The organism is Profundibacter sp., assembly GCF_965277155.1.
Taxonomy (GTDB): Bacteria; Pseudomonadota; Alphaproteobacteria; order Rhodobacterales; family Rhodobacteraceae; genus Profundibacter.
On sequence record NZ_CBDIBV010000010.1, the window covers coordinates 489,303 to 510,139 of the forward strand.

Here is a 20,837-nt window from a genome sequence, read left to right on the forward strand (position 1 = left end):
TTCATCCCGCGCCATGACGCGCCTTAAACTTTTTCGCCGCAGCGCCCCATGCTTTTGCAAAGCGCTGCACATCTTCCTTTGTCGTCGCCGCCCCGATCGAGACCCGGATCGCGCTGGCAGCAATGGTGTCGCCAAACCCCATCGCCTGTAAAACACGACTGGCCCGCACCTTGCCGCTTGAGCAGGCCGAACCGGCAGAAACCGCGAAACCGGCCAGATCCATCTGCATCACCTGTGTCTCGCCTTTCCAACCCGGCAGGGCGAAACAAGAGGTGTTCGGAAGCCGCGCGACACCATTCCCGACAAAAATAGTATCTTTTTCCGATTCTGCCAGCGAAATTTCTAGAATCTTTCTAATTTCCGCAACTTCGTCCCAGATTCCGCGCGCCAAATCTGCCGCTGCGGCCTCGGCTGCCGCGCCAAAACCCGCTATTCCTATGACATTTTCGGTGCCCGCGCGCCGCCCCATTTCCTGACCGCCGCCCTTAACCTGCGCGCTTACGTCGCTGCCCCGTTTCACCACCAAGGCGCCAACCCCTTTGGGCCCGCCCAGCTTGTGCGCGGAAATCAGCGCCATTTCGGCCCCGCACCAGTTGAACGCAAATGGCAGCTTGCCAAAGGCCTGCGTCGCGTCGGTCAACGCCAACCCTTCGGGTAAATCCTGCAACACGCCGGTTTCGCTGTTGGCCACCTGCAACGCTGCCTTGGCCGGATCAGCCACCGTCACCCGACCGTCTGCATCCACCGGCAAATCCGCCGTGCACCATGCCGCCACCGCGTCATGCTCCACCGCGCCGCAATGCATCCCCTTGCCCGCCAGCCCCAGCGCCGCCGCCTCGGTCGCGCTGGCGGTGAAAATCACATCCGCCCCGTCCGCCCCGAACGCCGCCGCCACCTGCGCCCGCGCCCGCGCCACAATCCCCAGCGCCGCACGCCCCTCGAAATGCACGCTGGACGGATTGCCCACCACATCCATCGCCGCAATCATCGCCGCGCGCGCATCGTCCCGCAAAGGCGTTGTCGCGTTCCAATCCAGATATGTCCGCTTCATACGACGGCCCCTCTCTTCTGCTTTTCATAAATACCTCTGCCGGAGGCACCCGCCCCCCGTCAGGGGCGCCCGGGGTGACGCGCGTAGCGCGGCACAAACCCTATTTGTCGTCCACCACCTCGAACAGGTTCGGCACCGCCGGACAGGGTGCCAGTTCGTTGGCAATCACATCCGACAGGCGCGTCTGGTGCAAAAACACGTAAACATGTGCCGACAGCCCTTCCCACAACCGGTTGGTCATCGACTGCGCCTTTGAACCCGACGCCGCCCCCTTGGCCCCCGCCCCTGTGTGCATCGCCGAAACCGTTTCATCCACGGCCACCATCACGTCCGAAATCCGGATCTCGGACGGGTTACGCGTCAGCCGGTACCCGCCGCCTGGCCCGCGTACAGATTCCACCAATTCGGCGCGGCGCAGTTTCACGAACAGCTGTTCCAGATAGGGTAGCGAAATATCCTGCCGTGCCGAAATTTCGGCCAGTGACACCAGCCCGCCATCGGGCTGAATCGCCAGATCGGCCAGTGCAACCATTGCATATCTGCCCTTTGTGCTGAGTTTCATCGCCATTCACCCCCAAATATATTGACCTTCGCCGCCACGACGCTTACTTCCCAATAAACCCCCTGACCGCACTAACCGGTTATGGAAAAGGTCTAAGGTGCCATTGATATACAGTCAACGCGCCCACGCCAGATAAGAGGACGACAAGAATGCCCGAAGTCATATTTCCCGGCCCCGAAGGCCGCCTGGAAGGCCGCTATCACCCGCAAAAGGCCAAAGACGCCCCGATCGCCATCGTTTTGCACCCGCATCCGCAGTTCGGCGGCACAATGAACAACCGGCTGGTCTATAATCTGCATTACACCTTCTACAACATGGGTTTTACCGTGTTGCGGTTCAATTTCCGCGGTGTGGGCCGTAGCCAAGGCGAATATGACCAAGGCGTTGGTGAATTGTCCGATGCGGCCTCGGCGCTGGATTATCTGCAAACCCTGAACCCCAATTCCAAACATTGCTGGGTCGCCGGATTTTCCTTCGGTGCGTGGATCGGTATGCAACTTTTGATGCGCCGCCCCGAAATCACCGGCTTTATCAGCGTATCACCTCCGGCCAACATGTATGACTTCAGCTTCCTTGCGCCCTGCCCGGCCTCGGGTCTGATCATCAACGGCACCGCCGATCGCGTGGCGCCACCGCAGGACACTCAGCTTCTGGTCGAAAAACTGCACGAACAAAAGGGCATCACAATTACCCACCAGGAAATCGAGGGTTCGGGCCATTTCTTTGAGGACGAGCATATGGACACGTTGCAGAACAACGTTGAAACATACGTTCGCCGCCGTCTGACCGAAACCACAAGGTAGCCAAAACATGGGAATTGTCGAAGATCTGGCCGATCAACTGGCCCAGGAGGCCCTGAAAGCGGTCGAGGAACACGATGATGACATGATCATCGACCGTGTTGCCGAAATTCTGGGGGCGGATTCCATCACCACACAAGAGGCCTTTATGACCGCCATTCGCGTTCGCAAGGCTGACAGGCGCGCGCGGGTTTATCTTTCGAAACTGAACAAGCCAAAACCGTGAACCGGAGACATAACTCCCGTTAATGGGTGTGTGGATATAAATATTCGGTATACGACCGCATACAGACTTTCCCCCTGCCCGTCTTTACGCTAGAAGGCCATCAAGCGAATCCATATCAAAACCGGAGCACCCTATGACCAAGATCAAGGTAGAAAACCCCGTCGTCGAACTCGACGGCGACGAAATGACCCGCATCATCTGGGATTTCATCAAGAAAAAGCTGATCCTGCCCTATCTGGACATTGATCTGAAATATTACGATCTGGGCATGGAAGAGCGCGACCGCACGAATGACCAGGTCACCATCGACGCCGCCCACGCGATCCAGAAATACGGCGTCGGCGTAAAATGCGCCACCATTACGCCGGATGAGGCCCGCGTTGAAGAATTCGGCCTGAAGAAAATGTGGAAATCGCCAAACGGCACCTTGCGAAACATTCTGGGCGGTACGATTTTTCGCGCCCCTATCATTTGTAAAAACGTTCCCCGCCTTGTGCCCGGCTGGACCCATCCGATCGTGATTGGTCGCCACGCCTTTGGCGACCAATACAAAGCCACCGATTTCCGCTTTCCCGGTGCTGGCAAACTGACGATGAAATTCGTTGGTGAAGACGGCACCGTGATCGAAGAGGAAATCTATGACGCCCCGTCCGCCGGTGTTGCCATGGGCATGTACAACCGCGATGACAGCATCCGCGATTTTGCCCGTGCATCGCTAAACTACGGACTGAATTTGGGCTGGCCGGTTTATCTGTCGACCAAAAACACCATCCTCAAGGCCTATGACGGCCGCTTCAAGGATTTGTTCCAAGAGGTCTTCGAGCAGGAATTCGAAGATAAATTCAAAAAGGCCGGCATCACCTATGAACACCGCCTGATTGACGACATGGTCGCCTGCGCCATGAAATGGCACGGAAAATTTGTCTGGGCTTGCAAGAACTACGATGGCGACGTGCAGTCGGACACCGTGGCGCAGGGCTTTGGCAGCCTTGGCCTGATGACCTCGATCCTGATGACACCGGATGGAAAAACCGTCGAGGCCGAAGCGGCCCATGGCACCGTTACCCGCCATTATCGCCAGCACCAGAAGGGCGAGGCGACCTCGACCAATTCGATCGCCTCGATCTATGCCTGGACCGGTGGTCTGAAGCACCGCGCCAAGCTGGACGGTAATGACGCCCTGAAGACCTTTGCCGAAACACTGGAAAAAGTGGTTGTCGATACGGTTGAAAGCGGCCAGATGACCAAGGATCTGGCCCTGCTGGTTGGCCCAGAACAGAAATGGCTGACCACCGAAGGCTTCCTTGAGGCCATCGATACAAACCTGAACAAGGCGCTGGCGGGCTAACCCTTACCAAGCTGCAAAAAACAGGGGCGAAGGTGCAATATCCTTCGCCCTTTTTCGTGCTTTCCTACCCATAAGGGCTTTCCTTTGGGGCAAAGGCAGGTTATGCGCGCCCCAAACATCCCTAAAAGGCTTATTCTTATGGACATGCGAAATATCGCTATCATCGCTCACGTTGACCACGGCAAAACCACGCTGGTGGATGAAATGCTGAAGCAATCCGGTATCTACCGTGATAACGAAACCACCGTCGAGCGCGCAATGGACAGCAACGATCTGGAACGCGAGCGCGGCATCACCATCCTTGCCAAGGCCACTTCGGTGGAATGGAACGGCATCCGCATCAATATCGTCGATACCCCCGGCCACGCCGATTTCGGCGGCGAGGTGGAACGCATCCTGTCGATGGTGGACGGGGTTGTGTTGCTGGTGGACGCAGCCGAAGGTCCGATGCCCCAGACCAAATTCGTGACCGCCAAGGCGCTGGCCCTGGGCCTGCGCCCGATTGTGGTTCTGAACAAGGTCGACAAACCCGACGCCGAACCCGACCGCGCGCTGGACGAGGTGTTCGACCTGATCGCCAATCTGGACGCCACGGACGAGCAGCTCGATTTCCCTGCCATGTATGCCTCGGGCCGGTCTGGCTGGGCCGATATGGAACTGGACGGACCCCGCGAAAATCTGGATGCGCTGTTTGATCTGATTATCAAACACGTCCCCGCCCCCGCACAGATCGCCCGTCGGGACGAGCCGTTCTCGATGCTGGCCACCACTTTGGGCGCCGATCCGTTCATCGGCCGCCTTTTGACCGGTCGCGTTGAAAGCGGCACATTGAAGGTAGGCGAGACCATCAAGGCCCTGTCGCGCGAAGGCGAAAAGATAGAACAGTTCCGCGTCACCAAAATTCTGGCCTTCCGCGGGCTGGACCAGAAACCGATTGATGTGGCCGAAGCCGGCGATATCGTTTCCATTGCCGGCATGTCGGCCGCCACTGTGGCCGACACATTATGCGCGCTGGATGTCGATACCGCCATTCCGGCCCAGCCGATTGATCCGCCCACCATCACCGTGACCTTTGGCATCAACGACAGCCCGCTGGCCGGTCGTGACGGCAAAAAGGTGCAGTCGCGCGTGATCCGTGACCGTCTGATGAAAGAGGCCGAAACAAACGTTGCCATTCGTGTCACCGACACGCCGGGCGGCGAGGCCTTCGAGGTTGCAGGCCGTGGCGAATTGCAAATGGGTGTTTTGATCGAAAACATGCGCCGTGAAGGGTTCGAGCTGTCAATCTCGCGCCCGCAGGTTCTGTTTCAGGAAATCGACGGGCAGCGCTGCGAGCCGATCGAGGAAGTCACCATCGATGTCGACGACGAATATTCCGGCGTCGTGATCGAGAAGCTGACCGGCCCGCGCAAAGGCGCGCTGGCGGAAATGAAACCTGCCGGTGTTGGCAAAACCCGCATCATCGCGCATGTGCCATCACGCGGATTGATCGGCTATCACGGTGAATTCATGACCGACACGCGCGGCACCGGTGTGCTGAACCGTGTGTTCCACGAATGGGCGCCGCACAAGGGGTCGATCCCGGGCCGCCGGGCGGGCGTTCTGATCTCGATGGAAAGCGGAGTTTCGGTGGCTTATGCACTGTTCAATCTGGAAGATCGCGGTCGTATGTTTATCGGTGCGCAGGAACAGGTTTATACCGGCATGATCATCGGCCAGCACAGTCGTGAAAATGATCTGGAAGTGAACCCGCTGAAAGGCAAGAAACTGACCAACGTGCGGGCCTCGGGTACGGACGAGGCCGTGCGCCTGACCACCCCGATCACCCTGTCGCTGGAAGAGGCCATTGCCTATATCGACAACGACGAACTGGTCGAGGTCACACCGAATGCGATTCGTATGCGCAAGCGTCATCTGGACCCCCACGAGCGCAAACGCGCCGCCCGTTCCGAAGGCTAAACGCCTGTTCAAAATATGATTTACGGGTTTTGCCCGATTTATAAGCCCCGCAAGTCAATTTGCGGGGCTTTTTTGCGTTTATTCATAAGACACAGGTCTAAACAGCATAAGACCTTTGCTTATGCGGGCCAAAACAGGACCCCGGCGCAATAGAGGATGGCAGCGAAAACCCTTTCATTGACGGCAGTGGCGATCCTGCCGCAGCAAATATTTAACGAGGTTTACCATGAACAAGCTATCACTCACATTCGGGTTGTGTCTCGAAAGTGGTGGAAATTGATTTCAGGCACCTCCGAGCGGGTTGAGTTATGCGCCGGTCAGGCGGCTTGGTCAAGGGTTGCGTCGGCGACGGGCTGAGCGAGCGTTTCCCAGCCATCGACCTTTCGCATGACGATCTGCCCCGAGGCCATCAGAGCCCAAAGCAGCATCGGCACGGTCTCGGCGCATGGCAGCACGGTCTGGGTCTTGATGCGGCGGCGGAATTCCTCGTTCAGGCGTTCGATCGCATTTGTCGTTCTGGCCGATTTCCACTGGCCTTGTGGCAGACGCGTGAAGGTGAAAAGCTTATCTCCTGCTTCTTCCAAGCTGTCAGCGACGGCCTTGCATTTCAGCCGCCATTTTCGCAGAAATGCCTTGCGGCGGGTGGCGATTTCCTCGGGTGTTTTGGCGTAGATCATGTCGCGGTAATCTTCTGTCAACTCATCATGCATACGCTTGGGTGCCTTGGCCAGAAGGTTGCGGTGCTTGTGCACCGTGCACCTCTGGATCGGCAGATCTTCACCCCAGAGGGCAATGAGAGCGACCTCAAGTCCCGGTGCCCCGTCCACGATGACAAATTCGGGCCGTTTCAACCCGCGCGCATCCAGATCGTTGATGAACTGACGCCAGGCGGAGGTGCTTTCGCCGCCCATGTTCATCAGTGATAACAAGACCTTCTGCCCATCCCGGCGCACGCCAATCGCGGCCAGAACCGAGATATTGGTGGCCTTCCTGTCAATCCGCGTTTTGATCACGGTGCCGTCCAGGATCAGCCGCACGATGTCTTCATCCGCAAGGCTGCGGGCGCACCACGCCTGCCAGTCCACCTTCACCTTGCGCCAGGCGCGGCTCACCACATCCTTGCTGACCGCCCCCTGAAACAGGCCGAACAGGGCGCGTTTTACCCGCCGTGTGTTGGTGCCCGAAAGGTAGACAGCAGCGATCAGCGCCTCGGCCTTCTTCGTCAGCCGCTGGTAGCGGGGCAATGCCTTCGAGCGCCATTCTCTGGCCTTGCCGGCCTCGCCTGTGATCCGCGCACGCGGCACGCGCACCGTTTCGGTTCCAAATGTTCCGACCAGTTGCCGCTCGCGATGCCCGTGGCGGTATCCGGCCTTTGCCCCGCCGCTGCGGCCATACCGGCAACGGCCCAGAAACTGCTCCAGCTCCTCTTCGAAAACCGCCTCGATCGTCGCGCGGATGTTCTGGCGCAGCCGGTCTTCAATCGGGTCATAGCCTGCTTCATTGGCCAGTAGCGCGGATGTCGATGTTGCTGTATTCTTTGTCATGGCGTGATCTCCTTGGCGGTTCCAGCCGCCGGTTGGGTGGCTTCGATGCACCCGGAGATTACGCCGTCCTCGAATTTCCACCAAACTCGCGACACTACCCACATTCGTCGCACTGGCCTTCTCGGCTTTCCCCGCACTGGCACAGGACGTGCCTGTCGTAACCAACCCTGCCACAGGCGAGGAAGTTGCCGTGACAGACATTGACATGTCCACACTGACAGACGAGCAAATCGCCGATATTCAGGAACAGGTTGCAGCCATTCGCGAAGATCGTCAGACCTCTATGGAACAGACACGCGAACGTGCCCGTGAGCGCGCTGGCGATATGGGCGCAACGGCTTCAAGCGCCGCTGGTGGCATGGGCGGCGGTGTTGGTGGTGGTGGCATGGGCGGCGGTGCTGGTGGTGGCGCCGGCGGCCCGGGGCGCCCCTAATCTCTTTGCCAAGGGAATGGGTGTCACCTGATTGTCCCATCCCCAGTTGACACCTGCACCCCCCTGCGTGATCTTATCGCATTGCGCAGGGGGAATAGACGCGGGACAACGCAACACTTAACCTCGGGATTCTTGTTATGAAACACGCAATGGTCTGGACATTCATTCTGCTATTGGGCTGGGCCGCTCCGGCCCTTGCACAAAACGATGTCTCCGCACCGGTCGTGCAGATGTTGCAAGACGAGGGCTATAAGGTTTCGGAAGTGCGCCGAACATGGCTTGGACGAATACTGATCGTTGCCAAAAAAGGCCAAACCCTGCGCGAAGTGGTGTTGAACCGCCGCTCGGGGGCGGTCCTGAATGATCAGGTTTTCAACGAGAACTCCGATTCCAATATGCCGTCAAGCCCGACCGGTCCCGGCACACCCGACCCTGGGGGCATGGGAGGGCCGGGTAGCGGCAGTGGTCCGGGTAGCGGCAGTGGTCCGGGCGGCGGCAGTGGTCCGGGTGGCGGCGGTAGCGGCCCCGGAGGGTTCTAGAAAAATGCGCACTCGCACACATAATATCGCCCTCATTCGTCAACAAAGGTTCAGGCGATGTTGAAACACCCCCTGATCGTCTGGCTTCTGGTGGCGCTGCAAATGATTTGCGGCGCCTATTTCCTGTGGGAAATTCTGGCGTCGGTTCTGGGCCTGCCTGTTATCCCCTTGCGTTGGGAACAACGTGAAATCGTTGAAATCGGCGCGACACTGGGGCTGATACTGGGAAGTCTGATGGGGGTCGCACTGGCGATCACCGCGCGGCGTGAAATGCAGCGGGCGAAAACCGCACACCGGCTGACGTCGGGGCAGTTCACCGATGTGGTTCGCGAATATTTTGCCAAACTGGGCCTGACACCGGCCGAAACCGAAGTGGCGTGGTATATCCTGAAAGGCATGTCGATTTCCGAGATTGCCGAGTTGCGCAACACCCGCGAAGGCACGGTCAAAACCCAGGGCACGGCGATTTACAAAAAGGCCGGCGTAAACGGCAAATCGCAATTGATGTCGTTGCTGGTCGAGGATCTGTTGCTCTAGGGCGTAGACACCAGCTAGCGCGCCAGCACCAGATCAACTTTTAGCCCGCCCAGCATTTCGCTTTCCCCCAACCGCAAGGACCCGCCATGTGCCCGTGCAACATCCAGCGCAATCGACAGGCCCAGACCCACACCTGACCCTTTGTTCTGGTTGCGCGCCGGTTCCAGCCGTGAAAACGGTTTCATCGCTTCGTCGCGGTCAGCAGCGGCAATACCCGGCCCGTCATCCTCGACACTGATCACCAGTGTTCGGTCCGTCATCATCACCGACACCACCGCGCGGCTGCCGTAACGCACCGCATTGCCGATCAGGTTTTCCACCGCGCGTAGCACCACCTTGGGACGCAGCATCATTGTGCCTTTGCCACTGACCTTGCCCAGTTCTACAGCCTTGCCGCCCCTGTGCGCATTGCTTATGGCATGCCGGACCAGTTCCAGCGGATCGACCTCCTGCGGCTCTTCCCCGGCGTCGCCTCGGGCGAAATCCAGAAACCCGTCCAGCAGCCCTTCCATATCTGCCACATCCTGTTGCAGATCAGCTATATCATCGCTTTCTTCCATCATCGACAGGCCCAGCTTCAGCCGCGTCAAAGGCGTCCGCAAATCATGGCTGACACCGGACAGCATCATCGTGCGCTGTTCTATCTGCCGGTCAATCCGCGCCCGCATGGCCAAAAAAGCATTGCCCGCCGCCCGCACTTCGGTCGCACCTGTTGGATGAAATGGCACCACCTGCCCCTTGCCGAACGCCTCGGATGCCGCCGCAAGACGTTTGATCGGGCGCAACTGGTTGCGCAGGAAAATAATGGCAATCAGGGTCATCAGGATGCCGGTAAACACCATCAGCACCAGCAGTTGGTGCGGATTGCGAGCCGAAACACGCAACCGGTCAAACACCACTTTCAGGTCGCCAAATCGGGTCTCGATCCAGATCTGAACCAGATCATCATTGCTGAGCAGGTCAACCGCTTTCACCCCTTCGACCCCGCCACGCAGGGTTTTGATCATCGCCCGCCCCGACAGATCGGCAAAGGCGCGGCGCTCTTGCCCGACCTCCGGGGCAGGCAGGGCAATCTCCATCGCCAGCGGTTCTTGCAACTCGGCCAGCCGGTCCACCGCCGTTTCAACATCCGGCGCAGCATTAATCTGGCGCAGCAGATACTCCAGCTCGTGCACCACGCTGGTGGTCATCTGCACCGTCACCGCCTCGTAATACCGCTGGACAAACACAACCGAGACAACCAGTTGCGTCGTCACGATCGGCACCAGAAGGATCAGCGCGGCACGGCCATAAAGGCTGCGGGGCATATAGCGTTTGAGCCATTTAAAGTTCATAAAGGAAACGTAACGGGGCACAGCCACGAGGGGAAGCCGGATTATGACGATGGATGCAGATTTCAACCCGCCTGCCGGTGTGGCCGAGCAACTGGCCCCAAACCTGCGCCGCATCCTTGCGCCCAACCCGTCCCCGATGACATGGCGCGGCACCAACACCTATATCGTCGGACACGGACAAGTGGCGCTGATTGATCCCGGCCCCGCCATCCCCGCCCATCTCGACGCCATCATGGACGCCATCAAAGGCGAGGTGATCACCGCCATCCTTATCACCCACAGCCACACCGACCACTCCCCCCTTGCCCGCCCGCTGGCCGAGGCTACAGGTGCCCCCGTCATGGCCTATGGCGACAGTTCTGCGGGCCGTAGCGACGTGATGGCCGATCTGGTGGCCCGTGGCCTGACCGGCGGTGGCGAAGGCATCGACGCCAATTTTAGCCCCGACCACATCTTGCAGGACAAGGAGGACATCACCGGCCCCGACTGGAGCCTGCAAGCGCTCTGGACCCCCGGCCATATCGGCAACCATCTGTGCTTTGCATGGGGGGATGCGCTGTTTACGGGCGATCATGTGATGGGCTGGGCCAGTTCACTGGTTTAGCCGCCTGACGGGGATCTGACACAGTTCATGGCCTCTTGCGCGCGACTGGCAGCGCGGGATGATGCGGTTTTTCATTCGGGCCACGGCGCCCCGATCACCCAACCTGCAAAGCGCATCCAATGGCTGATCACCCACCGCCAATCTCGCGAAGCGCAAATTCTGGCGGCATTGGGGGACAGACCCGCAACTGTCGCCACCCTGACCAAACAGGTTTATACCGACACCCCCCCCGCCCTTTTCCCGGCAGCCGAAAGAAATGTTTTCGCCCATCTGATCGACCTGACAACGCGCGGGCGCATCAAGCCTTTGAAAACCCTGTCGCAGGATGCGGAATTCATCCGCCTATAGAAAAATGCGTTTTGTTGAAAATCCCTCTGGACGCGCCCCAAACCCGTTGCTATATCCGCCGACATGTTCCGACGTAGCTCAGTGGTAGAGCAGTTGACTGTTAATCAATTGGTCGTAGGTTCGATCCCTACCGTCGGAGCCATCCACCCTTAGAAATCAGGCCACCGCCGCTTATTCGTCACCAACCGGCAGCACCGTCGTCGATTTGATCTCTTCCATCGACAACAACGCCGTGACATTGAAAATTTTCACCTCGGCAATCAGCGCCTGATAAAAATCGTCATAGGCTTTGGCATTCTTCACCCGCACTTTCAGGATGTAATCAATGTCGCCGGCCAGACGATGGGCCTCCATCACTTCGGGACGGGCCTTGAGGGTGGCCAAAAACCGCGCCTGCCAATCCGCATCATGTTCACTGGTGCGCACCAGCACAAAGAAACAGGCCTCAAGCCCCAGCGACAGCGGGTCCAGCAGCACTGTTTGCCGGCCGATCACCCCCGCGGCCTTCAGTTTGCGAATCCGGTTCCACACCGGTGTCTTTGATGACCCCACTTTGCGGGCGATTTCGTCCAAAGACAGCGAAGCATCCTCTTGCAGTTGCGCAAGGATTTTCCGGTCCAGCCCGTCAAGTTGTGCGTTCATTCCAAATCCCCTCTCGAAACGGAACATACGTTCCATATTATTAGCCACACAACCGATATCACCCTTAATTTGTTTGAGATATAGCTGTTTAATAGAACAATATTCTATACTGACATCAAAGCACAACCCCTATTCAAGGAGCCTATGATGACACATCCCAAAGTAATCTCGGCCGTTTCCGTATCTGACGGCGAAACCGTTTACCTGACCTCTTGCGATGCCTGGACCGGCGATATCGCTGTGGCCGAATTGCTGGGGGCCGAGGATTTTGACTGGCGTCTGGCCTTTGCGCGGCGCTTGCGCGAAGTCACTGGGGCAACGTTGGTTGACGCGGTTGTGGGCGAATTCGGTTTTGCCCAACTGGCTGCGGCATAAATCGCACATTCCATCAATAAAACTCTGTCCAGTTTGATCAAACGCCCCGCTGCACACAAGATGTAGCGGGGCGCAATTTTGCCCACACAACGCCGCCACATTCTTGCCCCATTTCATCCCACGAATACCCACAGTGACGTGATCCCCTCTTATCAAACAGCGCCCGAACAACGAGGTGCTTAGGGAGGAGAGAACAGAGGCAACCGGACCCCACTGGTCCCTATCAGGAGCAAGACCATGGCAAGCTATCAGCCAAGTGATGATCAGGCACAATCCAAGCCCGAGCCGCAACCGCGCAAAATCGGCTATGTGACCGAACGTCTGGAAGGGGTGCAAGCCGCCCCGAAGACCGAGGAAAAGCCCAAAGTTCAGCTGATCACAGACTGGGCCAGCATCTAGGGTTTAATTATTGGAACCGAAAAGCTAGGCTTTGGCCTATGCCTGATCCCGTTTCCAGTATCCGCAACCTTTGCCCTGCCTCCGACGCTGTTTATGCGCGGGCGGGGATAACCACGGCGGAGCAATTGCGCGACCTTGGGCCGGATGCGGCCTACACCAAGCTGCTGCAATCGGGCGGCAAACCGCATTTCATCGGCTATTACGCGATGGTGATGGGGCTGCAGGGGCGTCCCTGGAATGATTGTCAGCGGGACGAGAAAAAGGCCCTGCGCGTTCGCTTTGACGCAATCAAGGCCAGTATTTCAGACAATGCACATGACAAAGGCCGCTCCGAACTGGAAGCGGCCCTTGATATGATAGGGGTGATTGATCGGGGCGCTCATCAGCCCTGACGGACTTCTTCGCAGGCAAAGAGCGCCCGACAGGGAGCGATGTGCCGCCTATCCTACGATTTCAAGACCCGAAAAAAAGTATGCAATTTCAACAGCCGCAGTTTCCGGTGCGTCCGAGCCGTGAACCGAGTTTTCGCCGATTGACAGGGCAAATTCCTTGCGGATGGTGCCGTCAGCCGCATCGGCAGGGTTTGTGGCGCCCATAACTTCGCGGTTTTTCGCAATCGCGTCTTCGCCTTCCAGAACCTGCACAACGATCGGCTCGGAGATCATGAATTCGCACAGCTCGTCAAAGAAGGGGCGTTCCTTGTGCACGCCATAGAATTCCTGCGCCTGCGCCAGTGTCAGCTGGATGCGCTTACTGGCAACAACCCGCAGGCCGGCCTCTTCGAATTTGGCAACGATTTTGCCGGTCAGGTTGCGTTTGGTGGCATCGGGTTTGATGATGCTGAATGTGCGTTGAATGGCCATGATGGTCTCTTTCCTGTTTGCGGCAGGCACCTGCCCGCCCCGTGATAATTTCGCCGCCCTGCTAACATGCCAACCGCCCCTTGAAAAGTGGTGATTGACCTTCGCTCAAGCTTTGGTCAATCCGCCCCCCATGTTACGCATCAATGATCTGAACTACGCAATCCAGGGCCGTCCCCTTTTCGAAGGGGCCAATGCCGTGATTCCAACGGGCCACAAGGTGGGCCTGATCGGGCGCAATGGCGCGGGTAAAACCACGCTGTTCAACCTGATCCGTGGCGATATCCCGTCGGAAACCGGCACCATCACCCTGCCCGCCCGTGCCCGCATTGGCGGCGTCAGTCAGGAAGTGCCCGGCAACGAGGTATCCCTGCTGAACACCGTTCTGGCCGCCGATGTGGAACGCGCCGAACTGATGGCCGAATCCGAAACCGCACAGGATCCGCATCGCATTGCCGACATCCACACCCGTCTGGCCGATATCGACGCCTATTCCGCCGAGGCCCGCGCGTCCTCGATCCTCAAGGGTCTGGGGTTTGACGCCGAGGAACAGCATATGCCCTGCTCTGCCTTTTCCGGCGGCTGGCGAATGCGGGTGGCTTTGGCCGCTGTGTTGTTTTCCCAGCCCGATTATCTGCTGCTAGACGAGCCGACCAACTATCTGGATCTGGAAGGCGCGCTGTGGCTCGAGGCCTATCTGGTGAAATATCCGCACACCGTGCTGATCATTTCCCACGACCGCGAATTGCTGAACCGTGCGGTCGGCGCAATCCTGCATCTGGAAAACCGCCAGTTGACCTATTACACCGGCCCCTACGACCAATTCGTGCGCCAGCGCAAGGCACAACGCGAGGTGCAGGCGGCGGCCGCCAAGAAACAGGAAGCCCACCGCGCCCATTTGCAAAGCTTTGTGGACCGCTTCAAGGCCAAGGCATCCAAGGCCAAACAGGCGCAAAGCCGTGTGAAGATGCTGGAAAAGATGGAAACCATCCGCGCACCCGAAGACGCAGCGCGCACCGTGTTCAGCTTTCCGGAACCCGAAGAACTGTCGCCCCCCATCATCGCCACCGAAGGTGTGTCTGTGGGTTACGGTGGCAAAGCGGTTCTGAAAAACCTGAACCTGCGCATAGATCAGGACGACCGCATCGCGTTGCTGGGCAAGAACGGTCAGGGAAAATCCACTCTTGCCAAGCTGTTATCAGACAGACTTCAACCAATGTCGGGCAAAATGCAGACCTCGCGCAAGCTGCGGATCGGCTTTTTCGCCCAGCATCAGGTGGACGAATTGTTCATTGACGAAACCCCGATCCAGCACCTGCGCCGTGAACGCCCGGACGAGGGCGAAGCGCGGCTGCGGGCCCGTCTGGCCGGTTTCGGCCTTGGCCCAGATCAGGCAGAAACCGAGGTCGGGCGCCTGTCCGGCGGGCAAAAGGCGCGGCTATCGCTGTTGCTGGCCACCCTGCCCGCGCCGCATCTGCTGATCTTGGACGAGCCAACCAACCACCTTGATATCGAAAGCCGTGAAGCATTGGTCGAGGCATTGACCGCCTATTCCGGCGCGGTGATCCTGATCAGCCACGATATGCACCTGTTGTCGATGGTAGCGGATCGTTTGTGGCTGGTGAAAGATGGCCATGTCAGTGTCTGGCAGGAAGATCTGGAAGCCTACCGCAAGGATCTGTTGACCAAGGAGGCACCCGACAAGCCCAAAAAGCCCAAAGCCGCCCCCAAACGCGCCAGCCGCGACGCGATCCTTGCCTTGCGCGCCGATGTGCGCAAATGTGAGGAACGGGTCAGTAAACTGAACGAAATGCGCGACAAGCTGGCGAAAAAGCTGGCCGATCCGGCGCTCTATGACGAAGACGCGGGCAACCGCGCCGAGCCGTGGCAGCGTAAATATTCCGAGGTGATGAATGCTTTGGATCGCGCGGACGATATGTGGATTAAGGCATTGGAAAAGCTGGAAAAAGCCGAGAAATGAGCATGTCTCGTTTAAATGAATTCGACAGGCAGCCCGAACGCGGTTGCAATGCAACCGCTGCCTCGGGCTGCCTGCCGAATACTCCTATCCAGTTGCCTCGAGACACGCTCTGATGGATCAAGCCGCCCTGAGAACCGCCTTTATCACCCTGTTCGTGATCATTGATCCGATCGGGCTGGCGCCGCTGTTTGTGGCCCTGACCAAAGGCGAAACCCACAGCCATCGGCGTGGCATTGCCATTCGGGCAACGCTGATCGCGGGTGGGTTGCTGGTGCTGTTCGGCCTGTTTGGCGAGGCGGTTCTGGGCTTTGCCGGTATTTCCATGCCCGCCTTTCGCATCGCGGGCGGTATTTTGTTGTTCCTGACCGCGCTGGACATGCTGTTTGAACGACGCACCAAACGGCGCAAGGGGCAGGCAAGTGCTGCCGATGATCCATCGGTGTTTCCACTGGCCACCCCGCTGATTGCCGGCCCCGGTTCGATCGCCACGATCATCCTGCTGACCGGCGAGGCTGAAGGAAACTGGACCGCCATCGGGGCTGTGATGCTCGTATTGCTGGCCGTGTTGCTGCTGGTGTTTCTGTTTTTCCTGTCAGCCACCCTGCTGGAACGGGCCTTGGGCGATACCGGCACCAATGTTGTCACCCGCCTGCTGGGCATGTTGCTGGCCGCCCTATCGGTCCAATTCGTGATCGACGGGATCACTGCGGTGAATTGGCTTGGAACCTAGCCCTTTTAGAAACGCGCCAGAACACCTATATCTTGACGGTATTCATTTAGAAGGTGTCCACATGGACGGCGATAATCTGGCTCGATTGATCTACCTCGTGCTGCTGGGCAGCGTGATTGGCGGGTATTTCCTAATGGAAAATCGTAAGAATCTGGGGAAAACCGCCCAACAGGCCGCCGTCTGGGGGTTGATTTTTGTCGGTGCTGTGGCCGTGATCGGCCTGTGGGGCGACATCCGCAATTCGGTTGTGCCAACCCAAAGCTATATCGACGGGCAAGCAACGGTGATCGTGCCCCGCGCAAATGACGGGCATTATTACGTCACGCTGGAAATTGATGGCACACCTGTGCGGTTTGTCATAGATACCGGCGCATCCGACGTGGTGCTGACACAGGATGACGCCCGCAATATCGGCATTGATGTCGACAACCTGTTTTTTGGCGGGATCGCCAATACAGCCAACGGCGAAATGCGCACCGCGCGGGTCAAACTGCATAACGTCCGGCTAGGAGAAATCACCGATCTGGTTGTTTCGGCCTCGGTCAATGCGGGAGAAATGGATACATCACTTCTGGGGATGAGTTATCTGCAACGCTATAACAAGATCGAACTGGGTGGCGGCAAGATGATACTGCGGCGTTAGGGTCAGTTCGTCAATTCAACCGGGTTTTCTGACTGTTCCGGTTCGGACTGCGGACCAACACTGGCCAGATAGGCGGCCACATCCGCCCCGCCCTTGCGTTCGCGGAATGTCATGGCGCTGTGGGCTTTGGGATCATTCAGGTATTCCCTTAGGGGAACCTCTAAAAATCCCCCAAAATCCGGCCTGACGGGGTAGAATCGTCATCAGGATGAAAATGATTCGACCGACGGGGTTTTGTCATGGGTCAGATGGGATTTTTTGATCTTTCCAGCCGATACGCGGGACTGGACAAATCTGGTGATCCGCTGGTGTTGCTCAACGACATGGTGCCGTTCGAGGATTACCGGGACGAGCTGAAGGCCATATGGCGCACGCCGCCCGAACAGCGCAAATCCAACGCTGGCCGCCCGCCTTGGGATGAGGTGCTGATATTCAAGACGATGGTTTTGCAGCAGCTCTACAACCTCTCTGACGATCAGATCGAGTATCAGATCCGCGACCGCCTGTCGTTCATGCGGTTTCTCGGCCTTGGCATTGAAGACAGCGTACCTGACGCCAAGACCATCTGGGCCTACCGTGAAAGGCTGGCCGGGGCCGGGAAGATGAAGGAGCTGTTTGACAAGTTCGATGCCTTTCTGCGCGAAAAGGGCTATCTGGCGATGGGCGGGCAGATTGTTGATGCGAGCATCGTTCCGGCGCCGCGCCAGCACAACAAAAGGGACGAGAACGAGAAAATCAAGGCGGGCGAAACGCCTGAAGAGTGGGAGGAAAAACCCCACAAGAAGCGCCAGAAGGACGTGGATGCGCGCTGGACGAAGAAGCACGGCAAGAGCTATTACGGCTACAAGAACCACATCAATGTCGACCGGCGGCACAAATTCATCCGCGCTTATGATGTCACCGATGCCGCCGTGCATGACAGCCAGGCGCTTGCCGGTCTGATTGATGCGAGCAACACCTCATCGGACCTGTGGGCCGACAGCGCCTATCGCTCGCAAAAGATCGAAAGCGAGCTGGAAGAGCGGGGGCTTCACAGCCATATCCATCACAAGGGCAGGCGCGGCAAGCCGCTTGGCGAGCGCCAGCAAAAGGCCAACCGGAGGCGCTCGAAAGTGCGGGTCCGGGTCGAGCATGTATTCGCTTTTCAGGAGCGCTCCATGGGCGGCAAGCTGATCCGCTCCATCGGCCTGAAGCGGGCGCGATTTCGCATCGGGATGATGAACCTGGTCTACAACATGAAGCGCTTCGTCCAGTTCGAATGCGGCCTGGCGGCGCCGGGATAAGGGTTCATGGGGTGAGGTGTGCCTGAAATACCCAAAACCGGCTTGAAACCGGTGAAAATGGGTTTATGATCCGAAGCAATCAGGCGGGACAGGCGAAAAACCGTCCACCCCGCCGCGAAGAAGGCGAAAACGGGAATTTACAGAGGTTCCCTTAGAAAGGCTTTGGGGTTTTGCACCCATTGCGCAATCTTTTCTTCATCCCAGACCAGACCGGCCTGACCGGCAGCAACAACGGAATCGGAATAGGAAAACCCCTCATAGGTTCCGGCCTGACGGCCAACCACCCCATAGAGGTTCGGGCCAACCTTGCCGCCTTTGACAATCACTTCATCCCCGGTGGAAATGCTGTGACAGGATTTGCATTTGTTAAACACTTTTTGACCCGCAGAAACGTCCCCATCCGCAAGGGCAGGCATACCAAAGGCAATGGACAAGATCACGATCATGGTGGGTAGGTTGACAGGTTTCATAACAGACTCGGTTCTGTTGTTGCTGGGCTCAGAGGCTATTTGTTCGCCACAAGGGCGAATGTAAACAGCGATGGATACACAAACCCGTGAGTGATAGATAACTTATTTGTGAAGATATTATCTTGAAATAACAATATGTTACATAATATTTACAAACGGCAATATTTTCTACCGCTCAGCCTTCTTTTCCCAATGTCCGCTTTCTTGGGACCAGTATTGTGCGGAACAACCTGCTTCGGTTAATGCCTTCCATTGCTCGCGCGCCCGCGCAAGGGCCGCTTCGTCATTGCCATCAAACAGGATACTGACCCTTTCCAGCAGGGCCACTTCTTCGGGGGCAATTTCGACCCCGTCAATCGCCAAAACCGCCGTGGGGTTATTGGCTGCCGCCGGATCGGTTGTCAGCAAAACCGGCTGCATCGCGTCATGTTCGCCACCAGTCAAACCGTGCGGCAAAAATCCGTCCTCGCGCCCAAGCCACAGCTTTTCATCAAGCCATTCCATCCGCCTTGAATCCCCCCCCCGCACCGCACAGCGCCAACCGGCAGCCAGCGATTTTTCCAGCAACATCGGCAGCACCACCTCAAGTGGCTGGCGGGTCAGGTGATAGAAGTAAACCGCGCCCATCAGCCCTCCTGCATGTCACGGATCAGCCGGTCCAGCGCCATCACACCCCAGCCGGTTGCACCCTTGGGGGCAAATGTGCTTTCGGTTTTCAGGGAAGCAGTGCCAGCGATGTCCAGATGGATCCACGGCATGTCGTCCTGAACAAACCGTTGCAGGAATTTCGCGGCAGTGATCGACCCCGCAGGACGCCCCGCGCTGTTTTTCATATCGGCAATGCGGGAATCGATCATCTTGTCATAGCTGTCATCAATCGGCATCCGCCATGCGCCCTCGCCTTCGGTTTTGGCGGCCTTCAGAAAGGCGTTGCACAGCGCATCATCGTTGGAGAACACGCCGGCATTGTCATGGCCAAGGCCGACAATAATCGCGCCGGTCAGGGTGGCCAGATTGATCACACCGGCCGGTTTGAACCGGTCTTGCGCGTACCACAGCACATCGGACAGAACCAAGCGCCCTTCGGCGTCTGTATTGATCACCTCGATCGTATCACCCTTCATCGAGCGCACCACATCGCCGGGACGGGTGGCCGCGCCATCTGGCATGTTTTCAACCAGCCCGACCAGACCGACAACATTCGCCTTGGCCTTGCGCATGGCCAACGTGCGCATCACGCCCGACACCACACCAGCGCCGCCCATGTCCATGGTCATATCTTCCATGCCTGCGGCCGGTTTCAGGGAAATGCCGCCAGTGTCAAACACCACGCCCTTGCCGACCAGCGCAAGCGGGGCATCGCCTTTTTTGCCGCCGTTCCATTGCATCACCACCACCTTGGAAGGGCTGCGCGACCCCTGCCCGACCGAAAGCAAAGCGCCCATGCCCAGCTTTTCCAGCTCGGTTTCTTCAAGGATTTCAACCTCTAGCCCCAACTCGTGCATCGCCGCTAGACGCGCGGCGAAATCATCGGTGGTCAGGAAATTGGCAGGCTCGTTCACCAGATCACGAGTGAAAAACACACCTTCGGCCACGGCGGCCATCGGCCCGGCCACGGCGGCCACTTCTTCAGGTTTGGAGACCATAAAGGTGGCCGCGCCGCGTGGGTCGCTTTCCTTGCTTTTATGGATATTGAAATCATATCCGCGCAGGGCGAGGCCCAGTGAAACCTCGGCCGCCTGCCCCAAATTACCGGCCAGAACCAGCACCGTAGATGTGCCTGCTGCCTTGGCAATCACGGCACCGGCCTTGCGGGCGTCCGCTGCCGTCGGGCGGCGTTTCAGTTTCACCACCTGCACCGCATCACAGGCCATGCCCGCCGGATAGGCCAGATCGCGGGCCTCGGCGGTTCTCAGTTTTTCAAACCCTTCCGATTCGACAAACCGTTTCAACGCCCCCTTACACAGCCGGTTCACACGGCGGGCACATTGATCCAGCTGCCCCTCGGGGGTGACAAACACCACCACGCGGCCCTCAGCGGTGCCGATACTATCCAGATCAATTTCCTTGAAGTCTATGTGACGGGGATGGGTCATACTGTTTCTCCTGCTTGCGCGCAAATGGCGGGGTTTTGCCATACATAGCCTTTGCGCACAGATATTGCCAGAT

The 20,837-nt window shown here is 58.2% G+C and carries 23 protein-coding genes, 1 tRNA gene and 1 pseudogene; 16 read left to right on the plus strand and 9 right to left on the minus strand.

The window, feature by feature from the left end; genetic code table 11:
* Position 1: 1 nt before the first annotated feature.
* Both ACQY4M_RS10310 and ACQY4M_RS10315 read right to left on the minus strand, forming a co-directional pair.
* Positions 2 to 1,051: a cysteine desulfurase family protein gene (locus ACQY4M_RS10310; RefSeq protein ID WP_428543678.1), complete on the minus strand. Its 1,050-nt coding sequence runs from the start codon at positions 1,049 to 1,051 to the stop codon at positions 2 to 4.
* 100 nt (positions 1,052 to 1,151) lie between these two features.
* Entirely contained in the window at positions 1,152 to 1,613 is a 462-nt protein-coding gene (locus ACQY4M_RS10315; RefSeq protein ID WP_428543680.1) for an Rrf2 family transcriptional regulator, read from the minus strand.
* Between the two features lie 149 nt (positions 1,614 to 1,762).
* Between ACQY4M_RS10315 and ACQY4M_RS10320 the strand changes: the two genes are divergently transcribed.
* The 4 genes from ACQY4M_RS10320 to typA all read left to right on the plus strand — a co-directional run bounded on the left by ACQY4M_RS10320 (position 1,763) and on the right by typA (position 5,946).
* Complete coding sequence (locus ACQY4M_RS10320) at positions 1,763 to 2,416, plus strand: alpha/beta hydrolase (protein ID WP_428543682.1); 654 nt, start codon at positions 1,763 to 1,765, stop codon at positions 2,414 to 2,416.
* A 7-nt stretch (positions 2,417 to 2,423) separates the two neighbouring features.
* Positions 2,424 to 2,639 carry a hypothetical protein gene (locus ACQY4M_RS10325; protein WP_428543684.1) on the plus strand — a complete coding sequence of 72 codons (216 nt, stop codon included), beginning with the start codon at positions 2,424 to 2,426 and terminating at the stop codon, positions 2,637 to 2,639.
* A 133-nt stretch (positions 2,640 to 2,772) separates the two neighbouring features.
* Positions 2,773 to 3,987: an NADP-dependent isocitrate dehydrogenase gene (locus ACQY4M_RS10330; RefSeq protein WP_428543686.1), complete on the plus strand. Its 1,215-nt coding sequence runs from the start codon at positions 2,773 to 2,775 to the stop codon at positions 3,985 to 3,987.
* A gap of 138 nt (positions 3,988 to 4,125) precedes the next feature.
* A complete protein-coding gene (typA, locus tag ACQY4M_RS10335; protein WP_428543688.1) occupies positions 4,126 to 5,946 on the plus strand; it encodes a translational GTPase TypA in 1,821 nt (606 codons plus the stop codon).
* A gap of 317 nt (positions 5,947 to 6,263) precedes the next feature.
* On the opposite strand, the gene ACQY4M_RS10340 is transcribed toward typA, so the two are convergent.
* Complete coding sequence (locus ACQY4M_RS10340) at positions 6,264 to 7,490, minus strand: IS256 family transposase (RefSeq protein ID WP_428539582.1); 1,227 nt, start codon at positions 7,488 to 7,490, stop codon at positions 6,264 to 6,266.
* 190 nt (positions 7,491 to 7,680) lie between these two features.
* Here ACQY4M_RS10340 and ACQY4M_RS10345 point away from each other — a divergent pair, with 190 nt between their 5' ends.
* From ACQY4M_RS10345 to ACQY4M_RS10355, 3 genes are all read left to right on the plus strand, one after another.
* Positions 7,681 to 7,923, plus strand: coding sequence for a hypothetical protein (locus ACQY4M_RS10345; protein ID WP_428543690.1), 243 nt, complete (start codon positions 7,681 to 7,683; stop codon positions 7,921 to 7,923).
* A gap of 137 nt (positions 7,924 to 8,060) precedes the next feature.
* Positions 8,061 to 8,462, plus strand: coding sequence for a hypothetical protein (locus tag ACQY4M_RS10350; protein ID WP_428543692.1), 402 nt, complete (start codon positions 8,061 to 8,063; stop codon positions 8,460 to 8,462).
* A 57-nt stretch (positions 8,463 to 8,519) separates the two neighbouring features.
* A complete protein-coding gene (locus tag ACQY4M_RS10355) occupies positions 8,520 to 8,999 on the plus strand; it encodes a helix-turn-helix transcriptional regulator (RefSeq protein WP_428543694.1) in 480 nt (159 codons plus the stop codon).
* Positions 9,000 to 9,013: 14 nt separating this feature from the next.
* Here the strand turns inward: ACQY4M_RS10355 and ACQY4M_RS10360 are convergent, their stop codons facing one another.
* Entirely contained in the window at positions 9,014 to 10,333 is a 1,320-nt protein-coding gene (locus ACQY4M_RS10360) for an ATP-binding protein (protein ID WP_428544485.1), read from the minus strand.
* Positions 10,334 to 10,376: 43 nt separating this feature from the next.
* On the opposite strand from ACQY4M_RS10360, the pseudogene ACQY4M_RS10365 reads away from it, so the two are divergent.
* Positions 10,377 to 11,285, plus strand: a pseudogene (locus ACQY4M_RS10365) (MBL fold metallo-hydrolase).
* A 67-nt stretch (positions 11,286 to 11,352) separates the two neighbouring features.
* Positions 11,353 to 11,427: transfer RNA gene (locus ACQY4M_RS10370), tRNA-Asn, on the plus strand.
* Positions 11,428 to 11,456: 29 nt separating this feature from the next.
* On the opposite strand, the gene ACQY4M_RS10375 is transcribed toward ACQY4M_RS10370, so the two are convergent.
* Positions 11,457 to 11,927 (minus strand): Lrp/AsnC family transcriptional regulator, encoded by a 471-nt coding sequence (locus ACQY4M_RS10375; RefSeq protein WP_428543696.1) that lies wholly within the window; start codon positions 11,925 to 11,927, stop codon positions 11,457 to 11,459.
* A 147-nt stretch (positions 11,928 to 12,074) separates the two neighbouring features.
* On the opposite strand from ACQY4M_RS10375, the gene ACQY4M_RS10380 reads away from it, so the two are divergent.
* From ACQY4M_RS10380 to ACQY4M_RS10390, 3 genes are all read left to right on the plus strand, one after another.
* Positions 12,075 to 12,302, plus strand: a complete 228-nt coding sequence (locus tag ACQY4M_RS10380) for a DUF2849 domain-containing protein (RefSeq protein ID WP_428543698.1) — start codon at positions 12,075 to 12,077, stop codon at positions 12,300 to 12,302.
* A gap of 237 nt (positions 12,303 to 12,539) precedes the next feature.
* Positions 12,540 to 12,701 carry a hypothetical protein gene (locus tag ACQY4M_RS10385; RefSeq protein WP_428543700.1) on the plus strand — a complete coding sequence of 54 codons (162 nt, stop codon included), beginning with the start codon at positions 12,540 to 12,542 and terminating at the stop codon, positions 12,699 to 12,701.
* 38 nt (positions 12,702 to 12,739) lie between these two features.
* On the plus strand, positions 12,740 to 13,093 hold the full coding sequence (locus ACQY4M_RS10390) for a TfoX/Sxy family DNA transformation protein (RefSeq protein ID WP_428543702.1): 354 nt from the start codon (positions 12,740 to 12,742) through the stop codon (positions 13,091 to 13,093).
* Positions 13,094 to 13,141: 48 nt separating this feature from the next.
* Here the strand turns inward: ACQY4M_RS10390 and ndk are convergent, their stop codons facing one another.
* Positions 13,142 to 13,564, minus strand: a complete 423-nt coding sequence (gene ndk, locus ACQY4M_RS10395) for a nucleoside-diphosphate kinase (protein ID WP_428543704.1) — start codon at positions 13,562 to 13,564, stop codon at positions 13,142 to 13,144.
* 130 nt (positions 13,565 to 13,694) lie between these two features.
* Here ndk and ACQY4M_RS10400 point away from each other — a divergent pair, with 130 nt between their 5' ends.
* From ACQY4M_RS10400 to ACQY4M_RS10415, 4 genes are all read left to right on the plus strand, one after another.
* Positions 13,695 to 15,542: an ABC-F family ATP-binding cassette domain-containing protein gene (locus ACQY4M_RS10400; protein WP_428543706.1), complete on the plus strand. Its 1,848-nt coding sequence runs from the start codon at positions 13,695 to 13,697 to the stop codon at positions 15,540 to 15,542.
* A gap of 112 nt (positions 15,543 to 15,654) precedes the next feature.
* Positions 15,655 to 16,272 carry a MarC family protein gene (locus ACQY4M_RS10405; protein ID WP_428543708.1) on the plus strand — a complete coding sequence of 206 codons (618 nt, stop codon included), beginning with the start codon at positions 15,655 to 15,657 and terminating at the stop codon, positions 16,270 to 16,272.
* A 61-nt stretch (positions 16,273 to 16,333) separates the two neighbouring features.
* Complete coding sequence (locus ACQY4M_RS10410; protein WP_428543710.1) at positions 16,334 to 16,915, plus strand: retropepsin-like aspartic protease family protein; 582 nt, start codon at positions 16,334 to 16,336, stop codon at positions 16,913 to 16,915.
* Positions 16,916 to 17,154: 239 nt separating this feature from the next.
* Positions 17,155 to 18,198: an IS5 family transposase gene (locus tag ACQY4M_RS10415; RefSeq protein WP_428539227.1), complete on the plus strand. Its 1,044-nt coding sequence runs from the start codon at positions 17,155 to 17,157 to the stop codon at positions 18,196 to 18,198.
* A gap of 137 nt (positions 18,199 to 18,335) precedes the next feature.
* On the opposite strand, the gene ACQY4M_RS10420 is transcribed toward ACQY4M_RS10415, so the two are convergent.
* The 3 genes from ACQY4M_RS10420 to ACQY4M_RS10430 all read right to left on the minus strand — a co-directional run bounded on the left by ACQY4M_RS10420 (position 18,336) and on the right by ACQY4M_RS10430 (position 20,764).
* On the minus strand, positions 18,336 to 18,668 hold the full coding sequence (locus ACQY4M_RS10420; protein ID WP_428543712.1) for a c-type cytochrome: 333 nt from the start codon (positions 18,666 to 18,668) through the stop codon (positions 18,336 to 18,338).
* Between the two features lie 168 nt (positions 18,669 to 18,836).
* Positions 18,837 to 19,295, minus strand: a complete 459-nt coding sequence (locus ACQY4M_RS10425; protein ID WP_428543714.1) for a DNA polymerase III subunit chi — start codon at positions 19,293 to 19,295, stop codon at positions 18,837 to 18,839.
* On the minus strand, positions 19,295 to 20,764 hold the full coding sequence (locus ACQY4M_RS10430) for a leucyl aminopeptidase (protein WP_428543716.1): 1,470 nt from the start codon (positions 20,762 to 20,764) through the stop codon (positions 19,295 to 19,297). Before ACQY4M_RS10430 ends, ACQY4M_RS10425 begins: the two co-directional genes overlap by 1 nt.
* Between the last annotated feature and the right edge of the window lie 73 nt (positions 20,765 to 20,837).

What these genes read in the sequence shown, in the direction of transcription:
- ACQY4M_RS10320 (WP_428543682.1), top strand. Translation starts at nt 1,763, where the DNA reads ATGCCCGAAGTCATATTTCCCGGCCCCGAAGGCCGCCTGGAAGGCCGC.
- ndk (WP_428543704.1), bottom strand. Translation starts at nt 13,564, where the DNA reads ATGGCCATTCAACGCACATTCAGCATCATCAAACCCGATGCCACCAAA.
- ACQY4M_RS10360 (WP_428544485.1), bottom strand. Translation starts at nt 10,333, where the DNA reads ATGAACTTTAAATGGCTCAAACGCTATATGCCCCGCAGCCTTTATGGC.
- ACQY4M_RS10420 (WP_428543712.1), bottom strand. Translation starts at nt 18,668, where the DNA reads ATGAAACCTGTCAACCTACCCACCATGATCGTGATCTTGTCCATTGCC.
- ACQY4M_RS10355 (WP_428543694.1), top strand. Translation starts at nt 8,520, where the DNA reads ATGTTGAAACACCCCCTGATCGTCTGGCTTCTGGTGGCGCTGCAAATG.
- ACQY4M_RS10400 (WP_428543706.1), top strand. Translation starts at nt 13,695, where the DNA reads ATGTTACGCATCAATGATCTGAACTACGCAATCCAGGGCCGTCCCCTT.
- ACQY4M_RS10430 (WP_428543716.1), bottom strand. Translation starts at nt 20,764, where the DNA reads ATGACCCATCCCCGTCACATAGACTTCAAGGAAATTGATCTGGATAGT.
- ACQY4M_RS10405 (WP_428543708.1), top strand. Translation starts at nt 15,655, where the DNA reads ATGGATCAAGCCGCCCTGAGAACCGCCTTTATCACCCTGTTCGTGATC.
- ACQY4M_RS10410 (WP_428543710.1), top strand. Translation starts at nt 16,334, where the DNA reads ATGGACGGCGATAATCTGGCTCGATTGATCTACCTCGTGCTGCTGGGC.
- ACQY4M_RS10425 (WP_428543714.1), bottom strand. Translation starts at nt 19,295, where the DNA reads ATGGGCGCGGTTTACTTCTATCACCTGACCCGCCAGCCACTTGAGGTG.
- ACQY4M_RS10325 (WP_428543684.1), top strand. Translation starts at nt 2,424, where the DNA reads ATGGGAATTGTCGAAGATCTGGCCGATCAACTGGCCCAGGAGGCCCTG.
- ACQY4M_RS10385 (WP_428543700.1), top strand. Translation starts at nt 12,540, where the DNA reads ATGGCAAGCTATCAGCCAAGTGATGATCAGGCACAATCCAAGCCCGAG.
- typA (WP_428543688.1), top strand. Translation starts at nt 4,126, where the DNA reads ATGGACATGCGAAATATCGCTATCATCGCTCACGTTGACCACGGCAAA.
- ACQY4M_RS10350 (WP_428543692.1), top strand. Translation starts at nt 8,061, where the DNA reads ATGAAACACGCAATGGTCTGGACATTCATTCTGCTATTGGGCTGGGCC.
- ACQY4M_RS10390 (WP_428543702.1), top strand. Translation starts at nt 12,740, where the DNA reads ATGCCTGATCCCGTTTCCAGTATCCGCAACCTTTGCCCTGCCTCCGAC.
- ACQY4M_RS10310 (WP_428543678.1), bottom strand. Translation starts at nt 1,051, where the DNA reads ATGAAGCGGACATATCTGGATTGGAACGCGACAACGCCTTTGCGGGAC.
- ACQY4M_RS10375 (WP_428543696.1), bottom strand. Translation starts at nt 11,927, where the DNA reads ATGAACGCACAACTTGACGGGCTGGACCGGAAAATCCTTGCGCAACTG.
- ACQY4M_RS10315 (WP_428543680.1), bottom strand. Translation starts at nt 1,613, where the DNA reads ATGAAACTCAGCACAAAGGGCAGATATGCAATGGTTGCACTGGCCGAT.
- ACQY4M_RS10415 (WP_428539227.1), top strand. Translation starts at nt 17,155, where the DNA reads ATGGGTCAGATGGGATTTTTTGATCTTTCCAGCCGATACGCGGGACTG.
- ACQY4M_RS10340 (WP_428539582.1), bottom strand. Translation starts at nt 7,490, where the DNA reads ATGACAAAGAATACAGCAACATCGACATCCGCGCTACTGGCCAATGAA.
- ACQY4M_RS10380 (WP_428543698.1), top strand. Translation starts at nt 12,075, where the DNA reads ATGACACATCCCAAAGTAATCTCGGCCGTTTCCGTATCTGACGGCGAA.
- ACQY4M_RS10330 (WP_428543686.1), top strand. Translation starts at nt 2,773, where the DNA reads ATGACCAAGATCAAGGTAGAAAACCCCGTCGTCGAACTCGACGGCGAC.